Genomic DNA, 24,366 nt, shown 5'->3' on the forward strand with positions numbered 1-24,366 from the left:
CCGTGTTTGGAAAACTCACGTTAGAGTCAATTCCCTACCACGAGCCGATCATCATGGTCGTCGCGGCCTTTATGGCCATTGGTGGGATCGCACTGTTTGGTTTAATCACCTATTACCGTAAGTGGGGCTGGCTGTGGAACGAGTGGTTTACCTCCGTTGACCACAAAAAGCTCGGCATTATGTATTTCATCGTCGCCCTGGTGATGCTGCTGCGCGGCTTCTCGGATGCGATAATGATGCGCACCCAGCTGGCGATGGCCGCCGGGGATGCAGCGGGCTATTTACCCCCCGAGCACTACGACCAGATCTTTACCGCCCACGGCGTGATTATGATCTTCTTTGTCGCCATGCCCATGGTCATCGGCTTGATGAACCTGGTAGTGCCGCTGCAAATTGGTGCCCGCGACGTTGCTTTCCCTTTCCTGAATAACTTAAGCTTTTGGCTGTTTGCGGTCTCCGCGATACTGGTCAATATCTCGCTGGTGGTGGGCGAATTCGCCAAAACCGGCTGGCTCGCTTACGCGCCGTTATCGGGGATCGAGTTTAGTCCCGGGGTGGGGGTCGACTACTGGATATGGGCGTTGCAGATATCCGGTATAGGCACCACGCTGACCGGTATTAACTTTTTCGTGACCATCATTAAAATGCGCACCAAAGGCATGACGATGTTCCGCATGCCGATCTTCACCTGGACCTCGCTGTGCGCCAACGTGCTGATCATTGCTTCCTTCCCAATTTTGACCGCGACCATCGCGCTGCTAACGCTGGATCGCTATTTGGGTATGCACTTCTTTACCAATGATTTTGGCGGCAACATGATGATGTACGTCAATCTCATCTGGGCCTGGGGCCACCCGGAAGTTTATATCCTGATTCTGCCAGCCTTCGGCGTGTTCTCTGAAGTGATTGCGACCTTTGCCCGTAAGCGGCTGTTCGGCTACGCCACCATGGTGTGGGCGACCATTTCGATCACCTTGCTCTCGTTTGTGGTTTGGTTGCACCACTTTTTCACCATGGGGGCGGGCGCCAACGTCAACGCCTTCTTCGGCATTATGACAATGATCATCGCCATTCCTACCGGGGTGAAAGTGTTCAACTGGCTGTTCACCATGTTCCGCGGCAGCCTGGAACTCACTTCGCCGGTGCTATGGACGCTGGGCTTTATTATCACCTTTACCCTAGGCGGTATGACCGGCGTTATGCTGGCGGTGCCCGCAGCTAACTTTGTGTTGCATAACAGCCTGTTCGTTATTGCGCACTTCCACAACGTTATTATCGGCGGCGTGGTGTTCGGCATGATGGCGGGGCTTACCTATTGGTTCCCCAAAGCGTTCGGTTTCACTTTGAACGAAAAGTGGGGAAAGCGGTCATTCTGGTGCTGGTTTATCGGCTTCTACGTCGCCTTTATGCCGCTTTACGTACTGGCCTTCTTTGGTGCCGTGCGCCGCATGCAGTCCTACGCCAACCCCGAATGGCAGCCGTGGATGATTCTGGCTTGGGTAGGCGCGGTAATCATTATGCTGGGCATTGTCTGCACCATCATCCAGTTCTGGGTGAGTATTCGTGACCGCAAACAGAACGCTGATGTCACCGGCGACCCCTGGAATGGCCGCACCTTGGAGTGGTCAACCTCTTCTCCAGCGCCGTTCTACAACTTTGCACGTCTGCCGGAAGTGGGCGATATCGACAGCTTCTGGTCGCAAAAGCAGCGTAGCGAAGAGCAGCTTGAAGAAGCCCCCTATACCGATATTCATATGCCTCGTAATACCGTGGCCGGGCCAGTTATCAGCTTCTTTGCGCTGGTCATCGGCTTTGCGCTGGTGTGGCATATCTGGTGGTTAGCCGGCGTCGGCGCCGTGGGTGTATTCATCAGCTTTATGGCACGGGTATTTAACGACGATATCGACTACTACGTTCCCGCTGCTGAAGTTGAGCGAATCGAACGTGAGCATCAACTCAAATGTGAACAAAGACTAGGCGTGGAGGCGCAAGCGTAATGTCGACAGATACGCTAAATCATAGCTCGCACCACCCGGTAGAGCACGAAGAAGAGCATCACGATGCCTCGGGCACGAAATTGTTTGGTTTCTGGGTCTACTTAATGAGCGATTTGGTGATCTTCGGGTCACTGTTCGCCACTTACGCCGTGCTGATGAAGGGCACGGCGGGTGGGCCAACTGGCGCTGATATCTTTGAATTACCTTTGATCCTTTTCGGAACCTTTGCACTGCTGATCAGTAGTTTCACTTTCGGTATGGGCGTTTTGGCAATGCATGCCAACCGTGTTGGCCAAGTGAAAGTGTGGCTGATTATTACCTTTCTACTGGGCTTGTGCTTCCTGGGGATGGAAGTCTATGAATTCCAGCATCTGATCCATGAAGGGTACGGTCCGGACCGTAGCGGCTTTTTATCGGCCTTCTTTACCCTAGTCGGTACTCACGGGTTGCACGTTACGTTTGGCATGATCTGGATTTTGGTGATGCTGGTACAGCTTTACACCAAAGGGTTGAACGATATGACTCGGCCGAGGATTTTGTGCCTAAGCCTGTTCTGGCACTTCCTCGATATTGTCTGGATCTGTGTCTTCTCATTCGTCTATCTGATGGGAGTGTTGTGAGATGAGTGCAAGTTCAACCAATGCCCATGGCAGCGTTAAGTCGTATGTGACAGGACTGGTATTGTCGCTGATACTGACCATTATCCCTTTTGCGGTGGTGATGAGTGGCGCTTTTAGCGTATTGGCTACCGTGATTGTGATAGCCGTGACCGCAGTGTTGCAGATACTGGTGCAACTGGTCATGTTTATGCACATGAGTACCAAAGCCGACGAAGGCTGGAATCTGATGTCCTTCGTCTTCACACTGACGATTCTCGTCCTAGTGGTAGGAGGCTCGCTGTGGATCATGCAGCATCTGCATCTCAACATGATGATCGGCTAATCTCAGCGCCCAGCCGCTGGCGGGATCTGCTCGAGCTGACCAAGCCGGGCATTATCGGCGGCAACCTGATTGCCACCCTGGGGGGCTATTTTCTCGCCGCCCAGGGGCAGTTCGAGTGGCTCAGCTTTGTCTCGGTCATGGTGGGGATTGCATTAATCATCGCGTCAGGCTGTGCGTGTAACAACGTTATTGACCGCGATATTGATGCATTGATGGCGCGTACGCGCCATCGCCCCCTGGTAAGAGGCAGCATCTCTATTACCCAGGCACTGGGCGTTTCGGCGCTGCTGGGTGTGTCGGGGGTGGTGTGTCTGGCGCTGGGCACCAACGGGTTAACCGTTGCCTTGGCGGTCATTGGCTGGGGCGTTTATGTGGGGCTTTATAGCCTCTATATGAAGCGCCGCTCGGAGTACGGCACCTTGGTAGGCAGCCTCTCCGGCGCCATGCCGCCGGTGGTAGGCTACTGCGCCGTGACCGGTCAGTTCGACAGCGGTGCCATTATGCTGCTGGTGATTTTCTGCCTGTGGCAGATGCCGCACTCCTATGCGATTGCGATCTTCCGCTACGCCGATTATCAACGGGCATCGATTCCGGTACTGCCGGTGGTGCGCGGGGTGAAAATGGCCAAACACCATATCCTTGGCTACATTGTGGCGTTTATTCCCGCCTCGCTGGCGCTAGGGCTGGCCAGCCAAGCGGGCGCTGGGTATCTGTGCGTGGCGCTGACCATGGGCGGCTACTGGCTCTACTTGGCACTGCGCGGCTACCGTTTAGATGACGATGTGCGCTGGGCCAAAAAGGTGTTTGGCGTCTCTATTCTTACCATCACCGCGATGAGTTTAGTCATGGTGTTGGAATCGATGGTGCCGATGTTGGTCTAGCCTTCACATACCGTTAAGTCGTTAATAAAACGCCCCAAGCAGTTATCTGCTTGGGGCGTTTTTATTGGCTAGGGAAAGTTTCTGTAACTCAGCTTTCCCGCTGACTGGCCTGAATGGCGGTTAGCGCAATGGTGTAAACGATATCGTCGACCAGTGCGCCCCGGGAAAGGTCATTCACTGGCTTGTTCAACCCTTGCAGCATGGGGCCAACGCTCACGACGCGGGCGCTACGCTGCACTGCTTTGTAGGTGGTATTGCCGGTGTTGAGGTCGGGGAACACAAACACGGTGGCTTTACCTGCCACTGGCGAGTCGGGGGCTTTCTGTTTGCCCACGCTCTCGATAGCGGCGGCGTCGTACTGTAGCGGGCCGTCGATGGCCAGGTGCGGCGCGCGTTCTTTAGCAATCCGGGTGGCTTCGCGGACTTTATCCACATCCGCGCCGGTGCCGGAGTCGCCGGTGGAGTAGCTGATCATGGCGACACGTGGCTCGATACCGAAGGCTTCAGCGGAGCGGGCACTTTGTAGGGCGATTTCGGCCAGGGTTTCAGCGTCTGGGTCGGGATTCACCGCGCAGTCGCCGTAGACCACCACCTGCTCGGGCAGCAGCATAAAGAAAATCGACGAGACTTGATTATACTCCGGCGCGGTTTTAATCAACTGGAAGGCGGGCCGCACGGTGTTGGCGGTGGTGTGTACGGCGCCGGAAACTAGTCCGTCGACTTCATCTAACTGCAGCATCATGGTGCCGAGCACCACGTTATCTTGCAACTGCGCTTCGGCGGTTAGCTCGTTGAGTTTGCCACGACGACGCTCGACCATCGGGCCAATATAGTTCGCACGGGTGCTTTCAGGGTCAACAATCGTCAGCGATTCTGGCAGTGTCAGACCGCGGTTGCGCGCTACATTTTCGATATCGTCGCGCTTACCCAGCAGTACGCAGTCGGCAATGCCGCGGCGCTGGCAGATTATTGCCGCTTCTACGGTGCGCGGTTCATCTCCTTCCGGCAGCACTACGCGCTTTTTAGCCAACTGGGCAAGTTTAACCAGTTGGTGGCGAAACGCTGAAGGTGAAAGGCGGCGGGTATAACCGCTGCTCAGGTGGGCTTTCAACCACTCAAGATCCATATGGGCTGCGACGTAACGGGCCACCTGTTCGGCGCGTTCGAAGTCGTCCATAGGGATTTCGCTGCTTAGCTGGCTGAGGTGCTGTGCTGTGGTCAGGCTGTCGGTTTCTACTGCCAAGACCGGTAGACCCGTTTTGAGCGCGGGGCGGCACATCTCGATCATGCTGTCGTTGGGCATAAAGCCGTTGGTCAACAGTACGCCCGCTAGCTGAATACCGTTCATGGTCGCCAGCGCTGAGGCCAGCACCACATCATCACGGTCACCGGAAGCCACTACCAGGCTACCAGGGGTGAAAATATGCAGTGCGTTGGCAGCACTGCGGGCGCAGAGGCTGGTGGAGAGTACCCGACGGCTGGCTGCCTCGCCTTCGTTCAACAACTTGGCATTAAGCGCTCGGGCCACATCCAGGGTGCGCGGGGCGCTAAGCGTTTTGCTGTAAGGCACCACACCAATCAGGTGGAATTTATCGGTCGCCAGGGCGGGGGAGTACTGGCGCAGCTCAGCGAGCACTGACTCTTCCAACTGCGGTTTGAAGGTGCCCGGTGCTGCAGAAAGATCATCTTCCTGCGCGTAGGGCAGATTTTTCATGCGCATCAAAATGCCGCCCAGCGTGCGGCTGGAGCTAACCCCGCCAAAGCTGCGGGCGTGCATATCAAGCTGCTCGGCCAGCGCCTGGGGCTCTTTTAAATCACCGGATCCGACAAGAATAATTCGCGCATTAAGCGCGTTGGCGAGCTGGGCGTTGGTTTGGGTGGCGTAGGTGGTGTGCTGAGTGGGCACTACGCCCTCTACCACGACTAGGTCTAGGGTGCTGCCATCGCGGTGGGCCTGTTGAACAACCTGTTCATAGAGCTCGACGGCATTTTCCATCAGCTCATCGATTTGGTCGTCGCGCAGCAAGCGCTCAAGGCGTGCCTGGGAAATCGGCGAAGGCGGGCGCTGATTGAGTGCCCGGGAAACCAATGCGGTGGATCGATCCAGGCCTGGGCCGTTCAGCTCGTTCTGCATAAACGGCTTTAAAAACCCGGCTTTCAGGCCGATTGTATCCAGCGCTTGAATTAACCCCAGACAGGCGGAGGTAAGCCCGACGCCCTGGCTGGTAGGCACTAACAGAATCGCTTGTGGCTGGTCGGGGTGAGTCATACACGTGTCTCTAGGCAGTGGCGGGTTTCCATGGCAATGCGGCCTTCTTCATCGGTAGGGATCACCCACACCTGGGGGCCTTCATGGCTGGCGCTATCCAGCTTGCCCTCTTTGCCGCGGATAGTCGCTTCGTTAGCGTCGTTATCCAGCGCAAAGCCGAAGTGGGGCAATAGGGCGAGCACACGGCGACGTACAATCGGCGAGTTTTCGCCGATACCGCCGGTGAAAATAACCCCATCAAGCTGGGGCAGGGCGCAGGAGAGCCCCGCCAGAGATTTAGCGATCCGGTAGCAGAATACCTCTACCGCCAGCTGTGCGGTGGCGTGCCCTTTTTCAGCAGCCTCCTCAATTTCGCGCATGTCGTTGGTTAAGCCTGAAAGGCCCAGTAGGCCGCTCTCTTTATTGAGCACGTCGTCGATTTTGTCTAGCGACCAGCCCAGTTGGCGGTGCAGGTGGGCGTGCAGGCCAGGGTCAACGTCGCCACTGCGGGTGCCCATCACCAAGCCTTCCAGTGGGGTAAGGCCCATGCTGGTATCCTGGCTTTGATTGTTCCACACCGCGCTGGTGGAGCAGCCATTGCCCAGGTGGGCAGTCAGCCAGCCGCCTGTGCCACGGCTACTCAGTTCGCCCGCCCGCTGGCTAACATAAGCATGGCTGGTGCCATGAAAGCCGTAGCGGCGAATGCCATGCTCAGCGTAGAGGCTTTCTGGTAGTGCGTACCGGTAAGCACGCGGCGGCATGGTTTGGTGGAAAGCGGTATCGAACACTGCCACTTGGGGCAGCTCAGGAAAGACGTTCTGGGTCGCCGCAATACCTGCTAAATTTGCTGGGTTATGAAGGGGGGCAAGTGCTGCGGTGGTTTGGATAGCCGCAATGACACTAGCGTCGATGAGTGCGGCCTGGGTGAAGTGCTCGCCGCCATGCACGATGCGATGGCCCACCGCCGCTGGTAATCGGCCCTCCATACGCTCAAGGATCGCGTTAAGTGCTTGGGTGTGGTCAGCGCCAGGAAGTGGTTGGCTGAAACGATCACCGGCGCTGTTTTTGCCCTTGAGGCGTGCATCCTCGCTACCTAAGCGTTCCGCTATGCCCTCAAGTCGCGGTGCCTGAGGGTCGGAATTAATCAACGCGTATTTAATAGAGGAGGAACCGCAGTTAATGACCAGCACCGGTGCGTTCATAAAAACCTTTTCGCTAGGAGGTTATTGAGCAAAGGGGTAGACTTTAGTTTAACATGTTGCAGCGCGCAAAAGCAGCGTCAGGCTTTCGTTAGCCTTCTAGGCAAAAGCTTGGCATGCTGGGATCTTTGCCTACCTGGCTACTCGCCATCTTACACCTTCACCTCTATAACGAGCCGTACCGTTCTTATGTCAGCGTCCTCTTTGCCGAAACTACTGCCGCGCCATTTGGCCATTCTGTTAATGATGACCGTGGCCACCATGTTCGCCGCCAATCACGTTTCAGCTCGGCTGGCGTTTGATAATGGCACCGGTCTGTTACTGGCGGTATTAACCCGCTCGGGGGTTGCCTGCCTGATTTTAGTGGCGCTAGTCATCGTGCAGAAAAAGCGCTTGTGGCTGCCCGCGGGATCTTGGCCGTGGCAACTGACCGTGGGGCTACTGATTGCGATCCAAAGCGTTAGCCTCTACTCGGCGGTGGCCAGGCTGCCTGTGGTGATCGCACTGCTATTGGTCAATACCTTTCCTATTCAGCTGGCGCTGCTCAGTTGGGCGTTGGGCGGCCCGCGTCCTACTCTGCGTAGCTGTCTGATCATGGGCACGATTTTAATCGGCTTACTGGTGGTGCTGGATATTCCCTCATGGATTGCCAGCGCCGATGGCATGGGGCCGGGGTGGATAGCAGGCATTGGTTTTGGATTAATGGCGGCCTTCGTATTTGCCTGCGCGCTGTGGGTTACCGAGCACCGCCTTGCAGGAGTGGGCAGTACCCTGCGCAGCCTGTTGACCATGCAGACCGTGTTTATTGTCATGATCATTGGCGGCATCGCCGGTGTAGTGCCAGGGGGTATGAGCCTGCCGGATAACAGTACCGGCTGGCTAGGGCTGACGTTGCTTGGTCTGCTGTATGGTTCGGCGTTTTCGACGCTGTTTATTTTTGTGCCGCGACTCGATATGGCACGCAACGCACCGGTGATGAATATCGAGCCGGTTGCCTCCCTGGTGCTGGGTTACTTTGTGTTGGGGCAAATGCTTAGCCCCGGCCAGTTGGTAGGTGGGGCAGTCGTCGTTGGCGGTATTGTCGTGCTGAGCTTATCCAAGGGGCGGTAAATGTTTGCGTTCTTCATAGTTATGAATCACAATACAAATGTGTAAGGAAACACTGTTTTTTAACTGAGGTGCAAGCTATGAAGATGTCCATGTTGTCACTTACATCGGCGGTACTCCTGGTGGGTGCAGGCGCATTTGCAACCACTGCTCAAGCACAACAGTCTACCGGTTATCCGCAAGCTTACCTGAGCGCTGATGCCATGTTCTGGAGTCTGGATCCAGACAGAGGCTCGTCCCGTGATGACGTAGGCTTACGCCTGCGCGGCGGTGCCCAGTTCAATGACTACTTTGGCATTGAAGGTCATTTAGGTACGGGCGGTTCCGACGGTGGTGCCGAATTAGACTATGTAGCGGGTGCTTATGCTAAAGGGATTATTCCCATAGCACCTGAAGTACGTCTTTATGGCCTGGCGGGTTTTACGGAAGTAGAGTTTGACCGCGGCGACAGCGAAAGCGACTTCTCCTACGGCGCAGGCGCTGAGATGGATGTGGCCAGAAACCTCTCCCTCAGCGCGGACTATATGCGCTACCTGGATAAATCAGCTTACTCCTTTGATGCTGCAAGCGTAGGTTTACGCTACCGGTTCTAAATCCTTAGCGTAACAGCGTAGCGAATGACTAAACCCCATGGCCTTTATGCCATGGGGTTTTTGTTTATAGGCTTGTAGAGAGCGTTTATGTAGCAGTAGATAGACATAGATATATTGTTAGCGCGCTAATTGGTTGTTAGACTAAAGTCCCCTATGCGATTCCCTACACGATGCGCGCCCGTTGAGAGGCGCTGGCCAGGTGGTTTCCTGGTGGCTAACAAGTGAGCTCTGCATGACCCCCGATCAAATATTTGCCCGATGGGTGAGGGTAGCCCTTGCTACCTTTGTACTGCTTTTTATCTATTTTCTGGTGGCCGATAGCTTTATGCCCATGACGCCCGAGGCGAGAGTGATGCGGCCGGTCACGCGAATAGCGCCCGAACTCAGCGGCCCAGTGAGTGAGGTGCTGGTCAGTAATCACCAGCATGTAGCAAAAGGCGATGTGCTGTTTCAGATCGACCCTGCGCCGTTTCGATTAGCCGTTGAGCAGGCGCAGCTTAATCGCGAACAGGCCGAGCGGGAGAATGCCCGGTTGGAAGCAGAGCTTACCTCTGCCTCAGCGGAGCTGGCGTCCGCTGAGGCAACGGCTGCCGAGCGTCGGGGAGAACTTCAGCGTGCTGAAACCCTTGTGGCACAGCAGAGCGTATCGCGCCAACAGTACGAACAGCAGGTGGCTGCTGAGCGTACCGCACAGGCCAGTGTGGCGGCAGCCAGGGCTAAAATCGTCAGCCTGGAAGTGCAACTGGGCGAGGCCGGAGAGACGAATCTGCGTTTGCGCCAAGCAGACAATGCGCTTTCCAAGGCGCAGTTGGATCTTGCTCATACCCAGGTGCGCGCTGCGCAAGCCGGAAGTGTTTCCAACCTGCAGCTAGATGTAGGCGACTACGTTCAGGCGGGGCAGCCAGCGGTAGCAGTAGTGGCGGATACGATAGATGTCATTGCCGATTTTCGCGAAAAGAGCCTGCGCCATGCGGCACCTGGTGACGCAGCGCAAGTAGTGTTTGATGCTTGGCCAGGCCAGGTATTTGATGCGCAAGTGCTCGCCATGGATGCCGGTGTTCGTGAAGGACAGTTGGCTGCCGATGGTCAACTGGCTGATATTCCCACCACCGATCGCTGGATACGCGATGCCCAGCGGATGCGTGTACACCTGGTGCTAACTCAGCCAATCGCGAATTTATTACCCAGCGGAGCCCGCGCCACGGTGCAGCTTCAGCCAGGAGATGCTGCTTTGGCCAAACCATTTGTGTGGTTACAGGCACATCTGATCAGCTGGTTGCACTATGTTTATTAAGAGCCCGTATATTAAGCGCCTGTTGTTGACCCCGTTTAAAGGTTGGTGGGGGAGGCGCGGCGGGGCTAATGCCCAGCGAACTGCTCGCCCGGTGTTAACCCAAAACGGCCTGCGTCAGTGCTTGCGGGTGGCCGGTGGTGGCACGCTGGGGTTTGTGGTCAGCCAGCTAATGGGCTGGAACTACGGGGTGTTTTTTACTGTTTTCCCGATGTTCTTGCTGGGCATGGTGCCGATTCTGAATGGCCATATTATTCGCCAGTTTTTAGCCAACGTATCGCTTAACGTGCTTGAAGTCAGCCTGGTGGTGGGGTTACTCAAACATATACCGGTGGTGATGACCCTGGTGGTGATGGGCATTTTTCTGTTTCGCTTTAACCTGATGGCGAAAGGGCCGCTGTTTCTGTTTGGCGCCAACGGTGTGCTGACGCTCAGCATTCTGCTTCACTTCGCCAGCTACCCCAATGTGGACTTGAGCGATTTACTGGCCTGTAATCTCGTCGCCAGTGGCTTGGCGGTGTTTATTGCCATGCTGATGCATACGCTGTTTCCCGACGTGGAAGCCCGCAAACCGCCGCCCAGGGTTACCAAAACACCCTCGCAAATTCGCCATGAAACTTTAATCGGTGGATTAACCGCCACGCTCTCATTTGTAGTGTTTCAGATGTTCGACTTGCAAGGGTCGCTCTCTGCGCAGATGGCGACCATCCTGGTGCTGTTTACGCTGGGGTACTCTGGAGCGAAAGTATCAGCCGGTAAGCGAGCCATAGGAACCCTACTAGGGTGCAACTTGGCTCTATTAATGCAGTTATTCTTATATACCCAGAGCCACCATTTCCTGCTGGTGGTGTTGCTCTACTGGCTGGGGTTAATGCTTTTCGCTCGGGAGCATATCCATGAAGGGGGCGGTTCAGGGATTGGCTTTGGTGGACTGACCACTCTGGGGATTCTGTTTGGCCAGTCGTTAGGCCCGCAGCAGGATCTGGTGTATAGCGCGCTCTATCGCTTCTCTTCCATGAGTGTGGCACTGGTTCTTACGCTTCTGGCTATGGCTTCCCTGCACTTCGTGTTGAACCGCTGGGCACCAACGCGGTTACCCGCCAACAACCCGGCCTAAATTAATTAGCGCAACTTTTTTAATAAAGGCTACTCTGATGAATGTGTCGACGTGTGATTTGATGTGTTTCCCTACTAACGGATTAGAGGTGTTCGTCATGGCAACTGGTAAAGAAGATAAAGCGAAAGGAACGGCCAACAAAGCAGCGGGAAAAGTGAAAGAAGCCGCGGGCAAGGCAACAGGAAGCGCTAAAACTGAAGCCAAAGGTAAGGCCCAGCAGGCTAAAGGCGAACTGCAAAAAGGCAAAGGCGACGCCAAGGAGAGCCAGAAAAAACAGCGCTAGTTATGTAACACTGATACCAACAGGGGGCTTCGGCCCCCTGTTGGCGTTTAAGTGGTTTTAAACAGTTGTCTTGCTCAAACGAAAAAACCGCTAACCCACTAGCAGGTTTTTCGCATTATTGAAGCGGCCTGATCTTAGTTTAATTCCAGCGATAAACTCATTTCCACGCCAGCGTCATCTACTCTGAACCAGTACTCCATGTTTTTGTAGATGTCACCATATTGCTTGAGCATATCAATATCGGACGCTGACAAATCATCTGATGGTATCTGTTCCACAAAGTTGGCCAGTGAGTGGTAGAACTCGCCTGTTATGTGTCCATGAACAAGCAGATTGCGCTCTGAGGCAGGGGCTTCCAGCTCTTTCTGCAGTGTCGCCGAATCACTGATACCAGCGCCCAGTACAATAGCCGTGTCAGACATGGCGGCGTAGAGTTCCGGTGCCTCAGGGGGCAGCATCATGCTCTCGACTTGCTTGGCTTCCCCACCGGGTTCAAGCCCTAGAGTCCCTAACTCCGGCGCGAAAGAGCTTGCGGCAGAAAGCAGGGAAAGAGGATTTTGTGAAGCAAGCGTCAGGAGCCCCGTCATGGTAGGTTCGCCGTCTGTCATTGTCAGACTGTTGATACGAGCTCTGAAGCCAGATAGTGACTGACCAATCATCATGGTGATCGGGTTATTAATCGCCATGTTGATCTCATTCCAGGAGCTGTTCAGATCTTGTAGTTCATCACAGCTGAAGGGGTTCTGGCGCACTTCCTGAGCATATTTCTGAACGGTCTGAACCAACAGCGGCATGTTCAGACCTAAGCCATAGCTGGCCATACCTTCTGTGCTACCTAGGCCCGGCACCTGAGTCGTCAGAGTGCGCAGGTCGCTGACAATATCCTCATCGGTTTCTAGAATCAGGTTCATTTCCATGCGGTCAAGATCGTTCTCGCGCGAGCCCATTACAAGGCCAGGGAAGCGGTTCGTGATACGGTCGATATCTGCCTGGCAGGCGGATAAATCCAATTGCTCGGCATCAACCGCTTCCATCAGTGCCTGAGTACCTGAGTGAGTGGGGGTGCTCAGCTCATTAAGTAGGCGTGAGGAGTCGATTTTCCCTGCGCCGTAAGGTGTAAAGCCATGGCGCTTTTCAAGCTCTGCCAGTGCATCGGTATCACCGATGCTGCTGTCGGGCAGAGTGTTACCCAGCACTTGTGCTAGCAGCTCGTCACTAGCATTCTGTGGTACCACAGACACCAGCAGTTGCTGGTCGTCAATGGCTAGAATCGCCTTGACGGGCCCCTCAGGCGTCAGCACCCAGTATTCGGTGTCGTTGGTGGTGGCCGTACTCAGGTTAATGTCTGCTTTGGTCAAAATGCGTTGCAGCGTTTCGCGGAAGGCATCTTCATCCTGCAGTTGCATACGTAAAACAGGCAAGATACCCAACCCATAGAGGGCGGCCTGAGGGTTCATTTTCAGGCCCAGCGCATGGACATCGTCCAGCGTTTCAACATCGACCAGCTCTTCACTCATGGCGATCAATACCGTCATCAACGAATGCATCACTTCATCGTCTATCTCGGGCAGTGTCTCGCGTAGCTCATCCAGACTAGACTCAATGCTAGCCTTGGGCTGCATGCGTTGATAACGATCAAAAGCATCTTGTTCAGGCATTGCTTCACGTGTTGCCATGAAGTAGGGAGAGTCAGCCGGAATATATTTCAGCATGAGAGCTGCATTATTTTTCGGCGCTTCCTCCTGTGTGCCTGCGGCTGTTGGTTCGTTATCATCGCTGCAGCCAGTTAACATGCCTGCACTAAGCAGAGCAACGGTTACCGCCAAGTAAAGTTTGGTTTTCATCTGGAATCGGTTCTTTGAATGGTGTTGGTTTTAAATAAAACGCTATGAACAGAGCGCTGCGCAAATGAGAATCATACACGAGCAATGTATAATTAATCTACTTGGACGGTAATTACTTTTAAATACTCTTAGAGCAAATTCAGTGGCTGGCCTGTGGCGATTAGATATTAATGTGACCCTTGAGTTTTGCTAAGACTCAAGGGCCACATATAGTCACAATGCTGTTCAGTAAGTCGCTATTTTAAACTTCCTGATACAGCTCACTGCCTTTGTTGCGAAACTTCTCTGCCTGCTCTTCCATGCCTTTCATCACCGCTTCCTGATCGCCGTTTAGACCATGTTCGTTGGCATAGTCACGTACTTCCTGGCTGATCTTCATGGAGCAGAACTTTGGCCCGCACATGGAGCAGAAATGTGCCACCTTGGCGGAGTCTTTGGGCAGGGTTTCGTCGTGGTACTCCCGAGCAGTATCCGGGTCTAGCCCCAGGTTGAACTGGTCTTCCCAGCGGAACTCGAAGCGTGCCTTAGAGAGTGCATTATCCCGCCGCTGCGCTGCCGGGTGGCCCTTGGCGAGATCCGCCGCGTGGGCAGCAATCTTGTAGGTAATGATGCCGGTTTTGACGTCGTCTTTATTGGGCAGGCCCAGGTGCTCTTTGGGGGTGACGTAGCAGAGCATGGCGCAGCCAAACCAGCCGATCATCGCCGCCCCAATGCCCGAGGTAATGTGGTCGTAGCCGGGGGCTATATCGGTTACCAGCGGGCCTAAGGTATAGAAGGGCGCTTCGTCGCAGTATTCCAACTGCTTATCCATGTTCTCTTTCACCAGGTGCATCGGCACGTGGCCGGGGCCTTCGATCATCACCTGCACATCGTGCTTCCAGGCAATATGGGTCAGCTCGCCCAAGGTTTTTAGCTCCGCCATCTGTGCTTCGTCATTGGCATCGGCCACTGAGCCAGGACGCAGGCCATCACCGAGGGAGAACGCCACATCGTACTGCTTGCAGATCTCGCAGATCTCCTCGAAGTGGGTGTACAAGAAGCTCTCCTGGTGATGGTACAAACACCATTTGGCCATGATCGAGCCGCCGCGGCTGACAATGCCGGTGACCCGCTTGGCGGTGAGCGGCACATAGCGCAGCAGTACGCCCGCGTGAATGGTGAAGTAGTCCACGCCCTGTTCGGCCTGCTCGATCAGCGTATCGCGGAAGACTTCCCAGGTGAGGTCTTCGGCCACGCCTTTGACCTTTTCCAGCGCCTGATAGATAGGCACTGTGCCAATCGGCACCGGCGAGTTGCGCAAAATCCACTCGCGGGTTTCGTGGATGTTCTGCCCAGTGGAGAGGTCCATAATGGTGTCCGCGCCCCAGCGGATGCCCCAGGTCATCTTATCTACCTCTTCTTCGATAGAAGAAGTCACCGCTGAGTTACCCAGATTACCGTTAATTTTGACCAGGAAATTACGGCCAATAATCATCGGCTCGCTTTCTGGGTGGTTGATGTTATTGGGAATAATCGCCCGCCCTCTGGCGACTTCATCACGCACAAACTCAGGGGTGATTTCTTCCGGCAGGCTGGCGCCAAAGCTCTGGCCTTTGTGCTGATGGCCCAGAATGCGCTCTACTTCAGCGGTACCTAGCGCTTGACGGCGCTGGTTTTCGCGCAAGGCGATAAACTCCATTTCCGGGGTGATAATGCCCTGGCGGGCGTAGTGCAGCTGGGTCACGTTCTTGCCCGGTTTTGCTCGGCGTGGTGTGCGGGTTAGATCAAAGCGCAGCTGGGCAAGCGTCGGGTCGTTGGCGCGGCGGTTGCCGTAATCAGACGTGGGGCCTGATAGAAATTCGGTATCGTCACGCTCTTCAATCCAGGCTCGGCGTAGTTCCGGCAGACCGCGGCGCAGGTCATTGTTAGCATCCGGATCGCTATAGGGGCCTGAAGTGTCGTACACCAGCAGTGGCGGGTTCTCTTCATCAATGCCGGTGGTTTTGGTCGGCGACAGTGAAATTTCCCGGAACGGCACACGGATATCCGGGCGCGAACCTTCGATATATACCTTACGTGAGCCGGGCAGCGGCGCAATGGCGGCGGCATCGACCTGGGCGGTTTCGGCTAAAAAGTGGCTGGTTTTGCTTGTTACGGTCTTAGTCATTACTGTCGTTTCCTTGTGTTGTTTTGCTGAATTAGTGGGTGAGGTCTTGGTCTATCAGCTCTAGGCCCATCTGCCAGAAGTCGATTTCCAGGCGGGTGGCGTCGCGGAAGATCTTGCTCAGTTCGGCAAAGCGGGCGGAGGTAATGTCGGCAAGGCGGATATTCAGCCATTCAAGCTCCGCCTGCATGGCGGCCTGAAACTCCTCGCCTTCGTACATGGCTATCCAGGCATCAAAAGGGTTTTGCGCGCCGCGCAGGGTGGAAGGCTGGGCGTTTAGCCAGTTGGCGATTTCGCCGTAGCCCACCAGGCAGGGGGCCAACGCCACGTGCAAATCCAGCAGGTCGCCGCGGTTGCCGGTATCTAACACATAGCGGGTGTAGGCAAGCGTCGCTCTGGCTTCGGGAAGCTCCTCCAGTTCTTGCTCGGAAATCCCCCACTCCTGACAAAAGCCCACATGCAGGCCCAGCTCCACATCCACAATGGCTTTCAAGCCTTCATGGGCTTGGCGAAGATCGGCGAGGGTGGGGCTTTTGTAGGCAGCCAGCGCATAGGCGCGGGCGAAGTGAATCAAAAACAGGTAGTCCTGCTTTAAATAGTGGCGAAACGACGCTTCGGGCAGCGTGGCGGTGCCTAGCTGGCGCACAAAATCGTGCTCAATATAGGCGCGCCAATCTTTCTGGCAAGTGGTAGTGAGATCAGTAAAGCGGTAGCCCATGACTCCTCCGGTGGTAATGATCCGGAGGGCGGGCGAAAAAGATCGAGGGAGTGGCGCAGAAGGGCGGCGTGCGATCGTGAGAGAGCAGCCGTGGCCATCGCTTGATCCCTACGCCGGTACCCTCGCTGCGAACTTGTGTAAGTAGCAGCGCATTAGCCGGATCAGGTTCTGCGGGATCAGCGCTCGGCAGCATTAATTGCTACGCCCTGCGCCATCTCAGCCGGATTTCACCGGCACCCCGTCAAGCTGTTCGTTGGTGGAGTGTAGGAGGCGGGTGAGGGAGATGCAAGGGTGTATGACATGGAAAGTTATCGGGAAACAATTTATTAGCATCATTACAGCGATGAGAGTTTAGGTGCTGTAATGGCGTTTCATGGCATCGGTACGTGAATTATTATACAGTTGAGTAACAAGTGGCTGTTTTACAGCCACTGCTATTTCGAATGTGAACCGTAGGAAGTTGCATGACCAACACGAACTCGATTTTAGGCGTCTATCTCAGTGATTCGCTCGACCTTGATGCCATTTATGGTAACGCCTTGCGCGATGAAGCGAGTGATGTCGTCCTGCGCCATCCCCATGAGATCGATAACCCTGAAGATGTGCGTTTTGCGATCTGCTGGTTGCCCAATGACGAGGCTTTCGAGAGCTATCCTAATCTTGAGCTGGCGATGTCTATCGGTGCCGGTGTTGATGCCCTGCTGGCGCATCCTGGCCTGAGCGATGAAGTACATATCGCCCGGGTGCGGGATCCACATCAGGCCGACTTGATGGCGGGTTTTGCCGCGCATGAGGTGCTCCATCGTGAGCGTGAGTTCACCACCCTGGAGCAAAATGCTGCCAAGGCGCATTGGGCGCCATTGACGATGCGCGCGCCAGCATCAAGAAAGGTGGCGGTGCTGGGACACGGCACCATGGGGCGCGCCGTGGTGAAAGCGGTGGCCGCGCTTGGCTTTTCTATACACGTAGCCTGCCGCAGCGAGCCACAAGCCCCGGTTGAAGGCGTGACCTATCTGACAGGTGACGGGGCTGTCATGGCGGCAGCGGATGGCGCCGATTATCTGATCAATGTGCTGCCACTGACGGCTACCACTGAAAACGTGCTTAACAAGGCGCTGTTCGCGAAGCTCGCCAAAGACGCTTGGTTGGTGCAGATCGGTCGGGGTGAGCACTTGGTCGAGTACGATCTTCTCCTAGCGCTCGAACACGGCCATTTGGGTGGGGCGAGCCTGGATGTGTTCCGTGCAGAGCCGCTGCCTGCGGATCATCCCTTCTGGCAGCATGAGTGCCTACGCATCACGCCACACATTGCTAGTGATTCGTTGCCAGAGGTGGTCGCAGGGCAGGTTGTCGACACCGCCCGCGCCCTTCGCGATGGGCAGCCGCTTGCCATGGGCGTTGATCGGGCGCGCGGTTACTGACGTAAACGCTAAACACGTTGCATGACAATCACTTTGCTGCAAAGGAACACCTGATGAGTCTCGATAAGCCTCAACGCACCACGAAGAGCAACGCCGAACAAGAAACCCGCATCGCGCTGGCAGCCTGCTATCGTCTGGCCGCCCACTATCGCATGACGGATCTGATCTACACTCATATTACCGCGCGGGTGCCTGGTGAGAAGGGACGTTTCCTGATCAACCCTTACGGTTGGCGTTGGGAGGAGATTACGGCTTCTTCGCTGGTGAAGATTGACGTTGATGGCCATAAGATTGATAACAGCCCAGAACAAGTGAATCCGGCTGGTTTCACCATCCATTCCGCGATTCATACTGCTAGCCACCATGCGGCCTGGGTGATGCATACTCACACGCGCGCTGGCGTGGCGGTGTCGTCGCTGGAGTCGGGCCTTGAAACACGGCTTAACCAGATTGCGCTGCAGTTTCACGAACGGGTGTCTTACCACGATTATGAAGGCATTGCCCTGAACCTGGCTGAGCGTGAGCGAATAGTGGCAAGCCTTGGCGACAACCCGGCATTGGTGTTGCGTAACCATGGCCTGCTGACGACCGGTGCGTCGGCTGCAGAGATGTTCAACAATATGTTTTATCTTGAGCGTGCCTGTGAGCTACAGGTGGCGGCGCAGTCTACTGGCCAGCCCTTACGGCTGGTGCCAGAAGAGGTGGCGCGCCACGTGGCGCGCCAATACGACCAGACTATTCATGAAGACGGCGATCTTGAACTCGAATGGGCCGCGCACCTGCGCACGCTTGAGGCGCTGGATCCAAGCTATAAAGACTAAATCGGCGCGGTTGCCAGCACGGCAAGCAAGCCAGTATCAGAACTATACGAATATCAATACAAGCAAAAAGGGGCTGCTGGACGGCCCCTTTTCGGTTATACCACGTCCTGAATTAGCGTTGACAAACGTGATGCTCGCACAGGCCAGTGACCGTTAGTGTGGTACGCGGTTTTCCAGCCAGCGCAGCCCAACGATCAAGACGCCGCTCAGGCAGAGGTAGACGGCGACCAGGAAGAGTAACGGTTCGTAAGTCAGGTAAGTGGTCTGGCGTACCTGGGTGATGACGGCATACAAGTCCATCACGGTGATGGTGGCAACCAGCGGTGTGGATTTCAGTTGCAGGATGATCTCGCCCGTCAGCGTTGGTAGAGCACGATGAACAGCACGCGGAAACCATACGCGGCTAAAAACCTTGCGACGCGACATGCCGAAAGCCTTGGCGGCTTCCAGCTCGCCATGCGGTACACCGGCAAAGGCACCGCGCATAACCTCACCCTGATAGGCGGCGAATGAAACCGTGAGGGCAATAAAACCATAGGGCCAGGCCTGGCGCAGGTAGTCCCAGGCCCAGGAGTCACGAATTTCCGGGAACTGGCCGAACAGCGCTCCCAGCCCGAAATAGAACAGCCACAGCTGCAGTAGCAGTGGCGTGCCACGGATGACGGTGCAGAAGCCGGTGGCTAGCCATCGCAGCGGCCACGCTCCTTTGACCTGCGCAAGCCCTAAAGGCAAAGCAATCAGAAAGCCCACCACCACGCTGGATACCAGCATGATCAAAGTCATCTGCAGGCCTTCCCAGAGCTTGGGCAAGTAGCGGGGTAGCCAGCTCCAGTCCATCAGTTGAATCGCGGCCACCAGACCGACGATGAATATCAAAAGCAGGATAATACGGTGAGGCTCAAATAGGCCCGGCAGTTTGGTTAACGTGGGCGTTCGCGACGGTCGGGTAAGCGACGCCAGAGTTTGAGGGTCAGACACAGGCATTCCTTGAGTTCAGCGTGTGGAGACAAGACCACGCCGTGCGTAGCGTTCGAAGCGGCGCAAGGCCACGTTTGATATCAGCGTTAGCGCCAGATACAGCACGCCCGCGGCCAGAAAGAACATAATGTAATGCTGCGTAGCGCCAGCGGCCTGCCGGGTGACCAGTGTGAGCTCGCTGAAGCCGATGACGGCAAGCAGGGCGGTGTCTTTAGTGGCAATCATCCACAGGTTGGCCATGCCGGGCAGGGCATGTGGTGTCATTGCTGGCAGCGTGACCCGACGGAGCACCTGGGCGGGCGACATGCCAAAGGCGTGGGCCGCCTCGGTCTGCCCGCGGGGGACGGCGAGAATGGCCCCGCGAAAGACTTCGGTCGCATAGCCGCCCTGTACCAAGCCTATTACCAGAATCCCGGCGGTCAGGCCGTCGATATCGACGCTGTCAAACCCCATGGCGGTTGAAGCACGGCTTAAAAGATCGCTGCCGACATAGTAGAACAGCAGCATCAGCACCAATTCGGGCACGGCACGAATGACCACAGTGTAGATTTCAAACAGGTCGCGAACGACCTTATTGCCGTACAGTTTGCCAGCGGCACCTGCGATGCCGATCAGGATACCCAGCAAATAGCCACCCGCCGCCAGCTGGATCGAGCGCATGAACCCGACGAGCAGCACCTTGCCCCAGCCGGGAGGCTCATAGGCCAACAAGCTTAAATCGAAGACAGTCGTCATAGTGGCTTGTCCTTGTGAAATTGGAAAGCAAAGGCCGCCTGGGGGGGCGGCCTTTGCTGATGGGGATTAGCTGCCGTAGATATCAAAGTCGAAGTAAGGGGCGCTAATTTCTTCATAGGTGCTATCGGCGCGCATCGCGTCGATGGCTGAATTGACCCGTTCGCGAAGTTCGGTATCACTCTGGCGCAGGCCTACTCCCATGCCTTCACTCATGAGTTCAGGGTCGCTGGCCACCTCGCCGCGGTATTCGCAGCAGGATTGGCCGGTCTCAGAGTTGATAAAGGTCTGTACCGCCAGGGTGTCGGCGACGATGGCATCAATACGTCCAGCGACCAGATCCTGTAGCTCTTCGTTGAGGGTTTGATAGACATTCAGGTTGGCGCTATCTGCGAAATGCTTGCGTGCATACTGCTCTTGGTTGGTGCCCGACTGAATGCCCAGGTAGGCGCCTTCCAGGCCTTCGGGAGTAGGCTCTATGTCAGTGGACTTGCGCGCCAGGATGCCGGTGGGGCTGGAGTAATACTTATTCGAGAAGGCGATTTGTTCGGCACGTTCAGGGGTGATCGACATTGAACCGATGATCATGTCAATCTTGCCGGTTTTCAGGGCCGGAATGATGCCTTCCCAGGCCACTGGCTTGATCTCGCACTTGGCATCCAGGCGGTCACACAGCTCCTCGATGAAATCGATTTCCCAGCCTGACCAGTTGCCACTGGCATCTGGTGCATAAAAGGGAGGATAAGGCTCTGCGGATAGCCCGATCTTGTAGCTATCTGCCAACACAGGGGCAGCGAAAATGCTCAGGCCGATAAGGCCGGCGGTAGCAGTGAATGTCTTGAACATGGGGATTACCTCTGTTGTTTTCGGGGTTGTCTTCCAGATTGTCTGCAGGAGTGGTGGGATATCGGTGGCGGTCAGGCCACCGAACTGATGAATTGCTTCAAATGTGGTGAGCGAGGGTCACCAAAAATCTGATCAGGAGGGCCCTGTTCTTCGATTATGCCCTCTCGCAGGAACACCACATGTGTGGCCACATCACGCGCAAACGCCATTTCGTGAGTCACCAGCAGCATGGTGCGATGCTCGGCTGCTAGGTCACGAATCACGGATAGCACTTCGCCGACCAGCTCCGGGTCGAGTGCTGATGTGGGCTCATCGAACAGCATGGCCAGCGGGTCGACGGCCAACACGCGAGCAATCGCTGCGCGCTGCTGTTGCCCGCCGGACATGACGGCCGGATATATGTCTTTCTTGCTGCCAAGTCCCACTCGGTTGAGTAGTTCCTCAGCGCGATGAATGGCCTCGTCGCGCTTCATGCCCAACACATGAATAGGCACCTCGATCACGTTTTCCAGAACCGTACGGTGTGGCCACAGGTTGAAGTTCTGGAAAACCATGCCGAGGTGAGCGCGAATACGCTGAACCTGGCGACGGTCTGCGATTTCAAGACCGCCATGGCGGGCGTCCTTCATGCGATAGGGTTCACCCTGGATAGCTATCTCGCCCGAGGTCGGGCGCTCCAGCAGATTAATGCAGCGAAGTAGTGTGGACTTTCCCGAGCCTGATCCACCAATGATGGCGACGATATCGCCTTGGCGTGCGGTCAGGGAGATACCCTTGAGGACCTTGAGAGAGCCAAATTGTTTGTGAAGATCACGGATCTCTATTGCAGGTACGTTTGCCATTGATTGTCTCGTCTCTGGGGGCGCCCATCTGCCTCCCGGAGGGGAAACATCTTCATCATTTAGCAGGCGCTTGCAATTAGTTCCTTGTTATACGACAGTATAACTGTAAGCCAAGTACGGTCAGATTCAAAGCATCAATGTTCAACGAAAGGTGAGTCGGTTGCTGTTGGTGATCGACTGTTGAGGCAGGTTTTGTATTGATCTCACAAGGTTATTCAGTTGCTTAACTTATGTGCTGGAAACAATGCGAAGTAGATCCTGCGAAGTAATTTACGTGGCATTAAATGCCTAGGCGGATGTTTCTTAGCGGAAACGAAGGAAATTATGAGTAGGAAATCATTTCAGCGCTGGTCTATGGATGCACGGCGGCGCAGCTTACTCGAAGCCACGCTGCACTGTATTGCTGAGCACGGAATGAATGGTGCCAGCGCGCGTCGTGTGGCCGAACGTGCAGGGGTAACGGCTGGGCTGATTAGGCATTACTTCGGCTCTAAAGATGCCATGGTGAGTGCTGCTTATGCCTACCTGATTGGCCAACTGACGGGTGAAGCCGAGGAATCTTCTGAGCAAGCGGGCGAAGTGCCAGAGCGGCGCTTGGCACGCTTTATCGTCGCTAACGTAACCTCGCCGAACCTGTCGTCTCGAAAGGTCGCACTGTGGGCAACCTTCATTGGTCGCGTGCGAACCGAGCCGGAATATTCCGATATCCACCGCGAAAGCTATCGAGAATTCCTGGCTTTGCTGGAAACATTGATCCATCCGGTACTTTTAGCGCTGGAGCGTCCGGCAGACCCCGTTACCTGTAAACACTACGCTATTGCGCTGAATGCGCTGATTGATGGCCTGTGGCTTGAAGGGGGGCTGGGTCACGGCCTATATGACACAGCGTTGCTACCTAAGATCGCGTTGAGCGCCGCCGAAGGCATTCTAGCGCTGCCCAATAACACACTGATGCAGTATGTCGCTGTCGACAAATCGTCTTCTCAACCCGCAACACAATAGGGATTTATTCATGCGCTACGCAGCGATTACCGACCGTCTTTATGAACTTGGCGGTGACAAATGGGCGGTGCACAATGCCGCCAGAGCGCATCAAGCCAAAGGCAAAGAGGTCATTGAGCTGAGCATCGGTGAGCCGGATATCACCACAGATCCGGCTCTTGTCGAACACTGCATCAATGCTTTGCGGGCGGGGCGAACGCGCTATTCTAACGGGCGTGGTGAACCGGGATTGGTCGATGCGCTTATCGACACCTATGCACCACGCCTTCCTTCTATCAGCGAAGAGAACGTGCTGTGTTTTCCCGGCACCCAAACTGCATTGTTCGCTGTCATTCTGGCACTGGTCGGTGAAGGCGATGGTGTGTTGAGTGGCGACCCGTACTATGCCACCTATGAAGGGGTTATTCGCGCGGCAGGTGCGCATTTACAACCGGTACCTCTGCGTATGGCGAATAGTTTTATCATGCAGCCCGATGATCTGGCCGATGCTATTACTCCGGAAAGTCGGGTGCTAATGCTCAATACTCCGCACAATCCTACCGGCGCGGTGTTGGATCGTAAGACCTTGGTGCAGCTGGGCGAGCTGTGTATCAAGCACGATTTGTGGATTCTCTGTGATGAGGTTTATGAAGCGTTGATTTTCGACGGTGATTTTGTCTCACCGCTGGAAATCGACAGCCTAAGAGAGCGAACCGTGGTGGTGTCATCGATCTCCAAGAGCCATGCGGCAACTGGTTTCCGTAGTGGTTGGTCAATTGGGCCGGTGGAGTTCTCGCGCCGCTTGCTGCCCATCTCTGAAACCATGTTGTTTGGCAACCAGCCATTTATCGCTGACATGACCGAGGTAGCTCTGCGCCAGCATTTCGATACCGCCGAGCGTCTGCGCGAAGCGCTGGGACGTCGCGCCAAACTACTGCACAAAGCTATCAGCCAAATCCCCATGCTGTCTTCAAGCCTGCCCCAGGGCGGCATGTTCCTGATGATCGATATCTCCAAAACAGGTATGGACGGCGAGGCCTTCGCTTGGCGCCTTCTCGAAGAGCAGGGTGTGGCGGTGATGCCGGGCGCTTCCTTTGGCGAGAGTGCTACATCTCTAATTCGGCTGGCGCTGACAGTGCCGGATGAAGTGTTGATGCAGGCGGTCGACAGGTTGGCAGCGCTTTGTCGAAGCCTGGAAGGGCATCACCTTGAGGCGTAACAGACAAGATATAAGAATGCGTTGACTGTGATATTTAACCCCCTACTCCGGTGCCTGCACAGGCAGTGCATTATCCGGATCAGGTTTAGCAGGATCAGCGCTTGGCAGCAAAGTGCTCACCTTGCGCGATCCCAGCCTGATATCACTGGCACCCCGTCAAGCT

22 protein-coding genes and 1 riboswitch are annotated in these 24,366 nt (G+C 55.5%); of the genes, 13 read left to right on the forward strand and 9 right to left on the reverse strand.

The annotated features are described in order from the left end of the window. Window positions 1-2: 2 nt before the first annotated feature. From cyoB to cyoE, 4 genes are read left to right on the forward strand one after another with little or no spacing between them, the layout of a single operon-like run. Window positions 3-1,997, forward strand: a complete 1,995-nt coding sequence (gene cyoB / locus YERSI8AC_RS05735; RefSeq protein WP_159176301.1) for a cytochrome o ubiquinol oxidase subunit I — start codon at window positions 3-5, stop codon at window positions 1,995-1,997. Next, window positions 1,997-2,617 carry a cytochrome o ubiquinol oxidase subunit III gene (cyoC, locus tag YERSI8AC_RS05740; RefSeq protein ID WP_009287203.1) on the forward strand — a complete coding sequence of 207 codons (621 nt, stop codon included), beginning with the start codon at window positions 1,997-1,999 and terminating at the stop codon, window positions 2,615-2,617. Before cyoB ends, cyoC begins: the two co-directional genes overlap by 1 nt. A 1-nt stretch (window position 2,618) precedes the next feature. Continuing rightward, window positions 2,619-2,939 (forward strand): cytochrome o ubiquinol oxidase subunit IV, encoded by a 321-nt coding sequence (cyoD, locus tag YERSI8AC_RS05745; protein ID WP_022520636.1) that lies wholly within the window; start codon window positions 2,619-2,621, stop codon window positions 2,937-2,939. Continuing rightward, complete coding sequence (gene cyoE, locus YERSI8AC_RS05750; protein WP_022520635.1) at window positions 2,897-3,820, forward strand: heme o synthase; 924 nt, start codon at window positions 2,897-2,899, stop codon at window positions 3,818-3,820. The genes cyoD and cyoE overlap by 43 nt, the downstream gene beginning before the upstream one ends. An 88-nt stretch (window positions 3,821-3,908) precedes the next feature. Here the strand turns inward: cyoE and pta are convergent, their stop codons facing one another. After that, the gene (gene pta, locus YERSI8AC_RS05755) at window positions 3,909-6,089 is read right to left on the reverse strand and encodes a phosphate acetyltransferase (RefSeq protein WP_159176302.1); all 2,181 of its coding nucleotides are present in this window, start codon (window positions 6,087-6,089) and stop codon (window positions 3,909-3,911) included. Beyond that, a complete protein-coding gene (locus YERSI8AC_RS05760) occupies window positions 6,086-7,270 on the reverse strand; it encodes an acetate/propionate family kinase (protein WP_159176303.1) in 1,185 nt (394 codons plus the stop codon). Before YERSI8AC_RS05760 ends, pta begins: the two co-directional genes overlap by 4 nt. A 186-nt stretch (window positions 7,271-7,456) precedes the next feature. On the opposite strand from YERSI8AC_RS05760, the gene YERSI8AC_RS05765 reads away from it, so the two are divergent. The 5 genes from YERSI8AC_RS05765 to YERSI8AC_RS05785 all read left to right on the forward strand — a co-directional run bounded on the left by YERSI8AC_RS05765 (window position 7,457) and on the right by YERSI8AC_RS05785 (window position 11,658). Then, window positions 7,457-8,377 (forward strand): EamA family transporter, encoded by a 921-nt coding sequence (locus tag YERSI8AC_RS05765; RefSeq protein ID WP_027959875.1) that lies wholly within the window; start codon window positions 7,457-7,459, stop codon window positions 8,375-8,377. Window positions 8,378-8,454: 77 nt separating this feature from the next. Further along, window positions 8,455-8,967: a porin family protein gene (locus tag YERSI8AC_RS05770; RefSeq protein ID WP_159176304.1), complete on the forward strand. Its 513-nt coding sequence runs from the start codon at window positions 8,455-8,457 to the stop codon at window positions 8,965-8,967. 232 nt (window positions 8,968-9,199) lie between these two features. Beyond that, window positions 9,200-10,261 (forward strand): HlyD family secretion protein, encoded by a 1,062-nt coding sequence (locus YERSI8AC_RS05775; RefSeq protein ID WP_159176305.1) that lies wholly within the window; start codon window positions 9,200-9,202, stop codon window positions 10,259-10,261. Beyond that, on the forward strand, window positions 10,251-11,375 hold the full coding sequence (locus tag YERSI8AC_RS05780; RefSeq protein WP_022520630.1) for a DUF2955 domain-containing protein: 1,125 nt from the start codon (window positions 10,251-10,253) through the stop codon (window positions 11,373-11,375). Before YERSI8AC_RS05775 ends, YERSI8AC_RS05780 begins: the two co-directional genes overlap by 11 nt. 97 nt (window positions 11,376-11,472) lie before the next feature. After that, window positions 11,473-11,658, forward strand: a complete 186-nt coding sequence (locus YERSI8AC_RS05785; RefSeq protein ID WP_039859265.1) for a CsbD family protein — start codon at window positions 11,473-11,475, stop codon at window positions 11,656-11,658. Window positions 11,659-11,792: 134 nt separating this feature from the next. Here YERSI8AC_RS05785 and YERSI8AC_RS05790 read toward each other — a convergent pair whose 3' ends face one another. From YERSI8AC_RS05790 to tenA, 3 genes are all read right to left on the reverse strand, one after another. Then, window positions 11,793-13,502 carry a hypothetical protein gene (locus tag YERSI8AC_RS05790; RefSeq protein ID WP_159176306.1) on the reverse strand — a complete coding sequence of 570 codons (1,710 nt, stop codon included), beginning with the start codon at window positions 13,500-13,502 and terminating at the stop codon, window positions 11,793-11,795. 241 nt (window positions 13,503-13,743) lie between these two features. Then, window positions 13,744-15,648 carry a phosphomethylpyrimidine synthase ThiC gene (gene thiC, locus YERSI8AC_RS05795; protein WP_009287210.1) on the reverse strand — a complete coding sequence of 635 codons (1,905 nt, stop codon included), beginning with the start codon at window positions 15,646-15,648 and terminating at the stop codon, window positions 13,744-13,746. Between the two features lie 31 nt (window positions 15,649-15,679). After that, the gene (gene tenA, locus YERSI8AC_RS05800; RefSeq protein WP_159176307.1) at window positions 15,680-16,363 is read right to left on the reverse strand and encodes a thiaminase II; all 684 of its coding nucleotides are present in this window, start codon (window positions 16,361-16,363) and stop codon (window positions 15,680-15,682) included. A gap of 88 nt (window positions 16,364-16,451) precedes the next feature. Continuing rightward, window positions 16,452-16,614, reverse strand: a riboswitch (TPP riboswitch). 213 nt (window positions 16,615-16,827) lie between these two features. On the opposite strand from tenA, the gene YERSI8AC_RS05805 reads away from it, so the two are divergent. Together YERSI8AC_RS05805 and YERSI8AC_RS05810 are read left to right on the forward strand one after the other, a co-directional pair. Continuing rightward, complete coding sequence (locus YERSI8AC_RS05805) at window positions 16,828-17,784, forward strand: NAD(P)-dependent oxidoreductase (RefSeq protein ID WP_159176308.1); 957 nt, start codon at window positions 16,828-16,830, stop codon at window positions 17,782-17,784. Window positions 17,785-17,837: 53 nt separating this feature from the next. After that, the gene (locus YERSI8AC_RS05810) at window positions 17,838-18,605 is read left to right on the forward strand and encodes a class II aldolase/adducin family protein (protein ID WP_159176309.1); all 768 of its coding nucleotides are present in this window, start codon (window positions 17,838-17,840) and stop codon (window positions 18,603-18,605) included. Between the two features lie 153 nt (window positions 18,606-18,758). Here the strand turns inward: YERSI8AC_RS05810 and YERSI8AC_RS05815 are convergent, their stop codons facing one another. From YERSI8AC_RS05815 to YERSI8AC_RS05830, 4 genes are all read right to left on the reverse strand, one after another. Then, window positions 18,759-19,589 carry an ABC transporter permease gene (locus tag YERSI8AC_RS05815; protein ID WP_159176310.1) on the reverse strand — a complete coding sequence of 277 codons (831 nt, stop codon included), beginning with the start codon at window positions 19,587-19,589 and terminating at the stop codon, window positions 18,759-18,761. A gap of 9 nt (window positions 19,590-19,598) precedes the next feature. Then, window positions 19,599-20,318: an ABC transporter permease gene (locus tag YERSI8AC_RS05820; protein WP_159176311.1), complete on the reverse strand. Its 720-nt coding sequence runs from the start codon at window positions 20,316-20,318 to the stop codon at window positions 19,599-19,601. Window positions 20,319-20,384: 66 nt separating this feature from the next. Next, window positions 20,385-21,161, reverse strand: coding sequence for a transporter substrate-binding domain-containing protein (locus YERSI8AC_RS05825; protein ID WP_022520623.1), 777 nt, complete (start codon window positions 21,159-21,161; stop codon window positions 20,385-20,387). 71 nt (window positions 21,162-21,232) lie between these two features. Further along, window positions 21,233-22,003 (reverse strand): ABC transporter ATP-binding protein, encoded by a 771-nt coding sequence (locus YERSI8AC_RS05830; protein ID WP_159176312.1) that lies wholly within the window; start codon window positions 22,001-22,003, stop codon window positions 21,233-21,235. A 324-nt stretch (window positions 22,004-22,327) separates the two neighbouring features. On the opposite strand from YERSI8AC_RS05830, the gene YERSI8AC_RS05835 reads away from it, so the two are divergent. Both YERSI8AC_RS05835 and YERSI8AC_RS05840 read left to right on the forward strand, forming a co-directional pair. After that, window positions 22,328-23,005: a TetR family transcriptional regulator C-terminal domain-containing protein gene (locus tag YERSI8AC_RS05835; RefSeq protein WP_022520621.1), complete on the forward strand. Its 678-nt coding sequence runs from the start codon at window positions 22,328-22,330 to the stop codon at window positions 23,003-23,005. A 10-nt stretch (window positions 23,006-23,015) separates the two neighbouring features. Then, on the forward strand, window positions 23,016-24,203 hold the full coding sequence (locus YERSI8AC_RS05840; protein ID WP_053856853.1) for a pyridoxal phosphate-dependent aminotransferase: 1,188 nt from the start codon (window positions 23,016-23,018) through the stop codon (window positions 24,201-24,203). Window positions 24,204-24,366: the final 163 nt, after the last annotated feature.

This window comes from Halomonas sp. 113 (assembly GCF_904067645.1).
Taxonomy (GTDB): Bacteria; Pseudomonadota; Gammaproteobacteria; order Pseudomonadales; family Halomonadaceae; genus Vreelandella; species Vreelandella titanicae.

Coding starts and splice junctions, on each gene's coding strand:
- cyoC (WP_009287203.1), top strand. CDS start 1,997: ATGTCGACAGATACGCTAAATCATAGCTCGCACCACCCGGTAGAGCAC.
- cyoD (WP_022520636.1), top strand. CDS start 2,619: ATGAGTGCAAGTTCAACCAATGCCCATGGCAGCGTTAAGTCGTATGTG.
- pta (WP_159176302.1), bottom strand. CDS start 6,089: ATGACTCACCCCGACCAGCCACAAGCGATTCTGTTAGTGCCTACCAGC.
- YERSI8AC_RS05760 (WP_159176303.1), bottom strand. CDS start 7,270: ATGAACGCACCGGTGCTGGTCATTAACTGCGGTTCCTCCTCTATTAAA.
- YERSI8AC_RS05765 (WP_027959875.1), top strand. CDS start 7,457: ATGTCAGCGTCCTCTTTGCCGAAACTACTGCCGCGCCATTTGGCCATT.
- YERSI8AC_RS05770 (WP_159176304.1), top strand. CDS start 8,455: ATGAAGATGTCCATGTTGTCACTTACATCGGCGGTACTCCTGGTGGGT.
- YERSI8AC_RS05775 (WP_159176305.1), top strand. CDS start 9,200: ATGACCCCCGATCAAATATTTGCCCGATGGGTGAGGGTAGCCCTTGCT.
- YERSI8AC_RS05780 (WP_022520630.1), top strand. CDS start 10,251: ATGTTTATTAAGAGCCCGTATATTAAGCGCCTGTTGTTGACCCCGTTT.
- YERSI8AC_RS05785 (WP_039859265.1), top strand. CDS start 11,473: ATGGCAACTGGTAAAGAAGATAAAGCGAAAGGAACGGCCAACAAAGCA.
- YERSI8AC_RS05790 (WP_159176306.1), bottom strand. CDS start 13,502: ATGAAAACCAAACTTTACTTGGCGGTAACCGTTGCTCTGCTTAGTGCA.
- thiC (WP_009287210.1), bottom strand. CDS start 15,648: ATGACTAAGACCGTAACAAGCAAAACCAGCCACTTTTTAGCCGAAACC.
- tenA (WP_159176307.1), bottom strand. CDS start 16,363: ATGGGCTACCGCTTTACTGATCTCACTACCACTTGCCAGAAAGATTGG.
- YERSI8AC_RS05805 (WP_159176308.1), top strand. CDS start 16,828: ATGACCAACACGAACTCGATTTTAGGCGTCTATCTCAGTGATTCGCTC.
- YERSI8AC_RS05810 (WP_159176309.1), top strand. CDS start 17,838: ATGAGTCTCGATAAGCCTCAACGCACCACGAAGAGCAACGCCGAACAA.
- YERSI8AC_RS05815 (WP_159176310.1), bottom strand. CDS start 19,589: ATGCCTGTGTCTGACCCTCAAACTCTGGCGTCGCTTACCCGACCGTCG.
- YERSI8AC_RS05820 (WP_159176311.1), bottom strand. CDS start 20,318: ATGACGACTGTCTTCGATTTAAGCTTGTTGGCCTATGAGCCTCCCGGC.
- YERSI8AC_RS05825 (WP_022520623.1), bottom strand. CDS start 21,161: ATGTTCAAGACATTCACTGCTACCGCCGGCCTTATCGGCCTGAGCATT.
- YERSI8AC_RS05830 (WP_159176312.1), bottom strand. CDS start 22,003: ATGGCAAACGTACCTGCAATAGAGATCCGTGATCTTCACAAACAATTT.
- YERSI8AC_RS05835 (WP_022520621.1), top strand. CDS start 22,328: ATGAGTAGGAAATCATTTCAGCGCTGGTCTATGGATGCACGGCGGCGC.
- YERSI8AC_RS05840 (WP_053856853.1), top strand. CDS start 23,016: ATGCGCTACGCAGCGATTACCGACCGTCTTTATGAACTTGGCGGTGAC.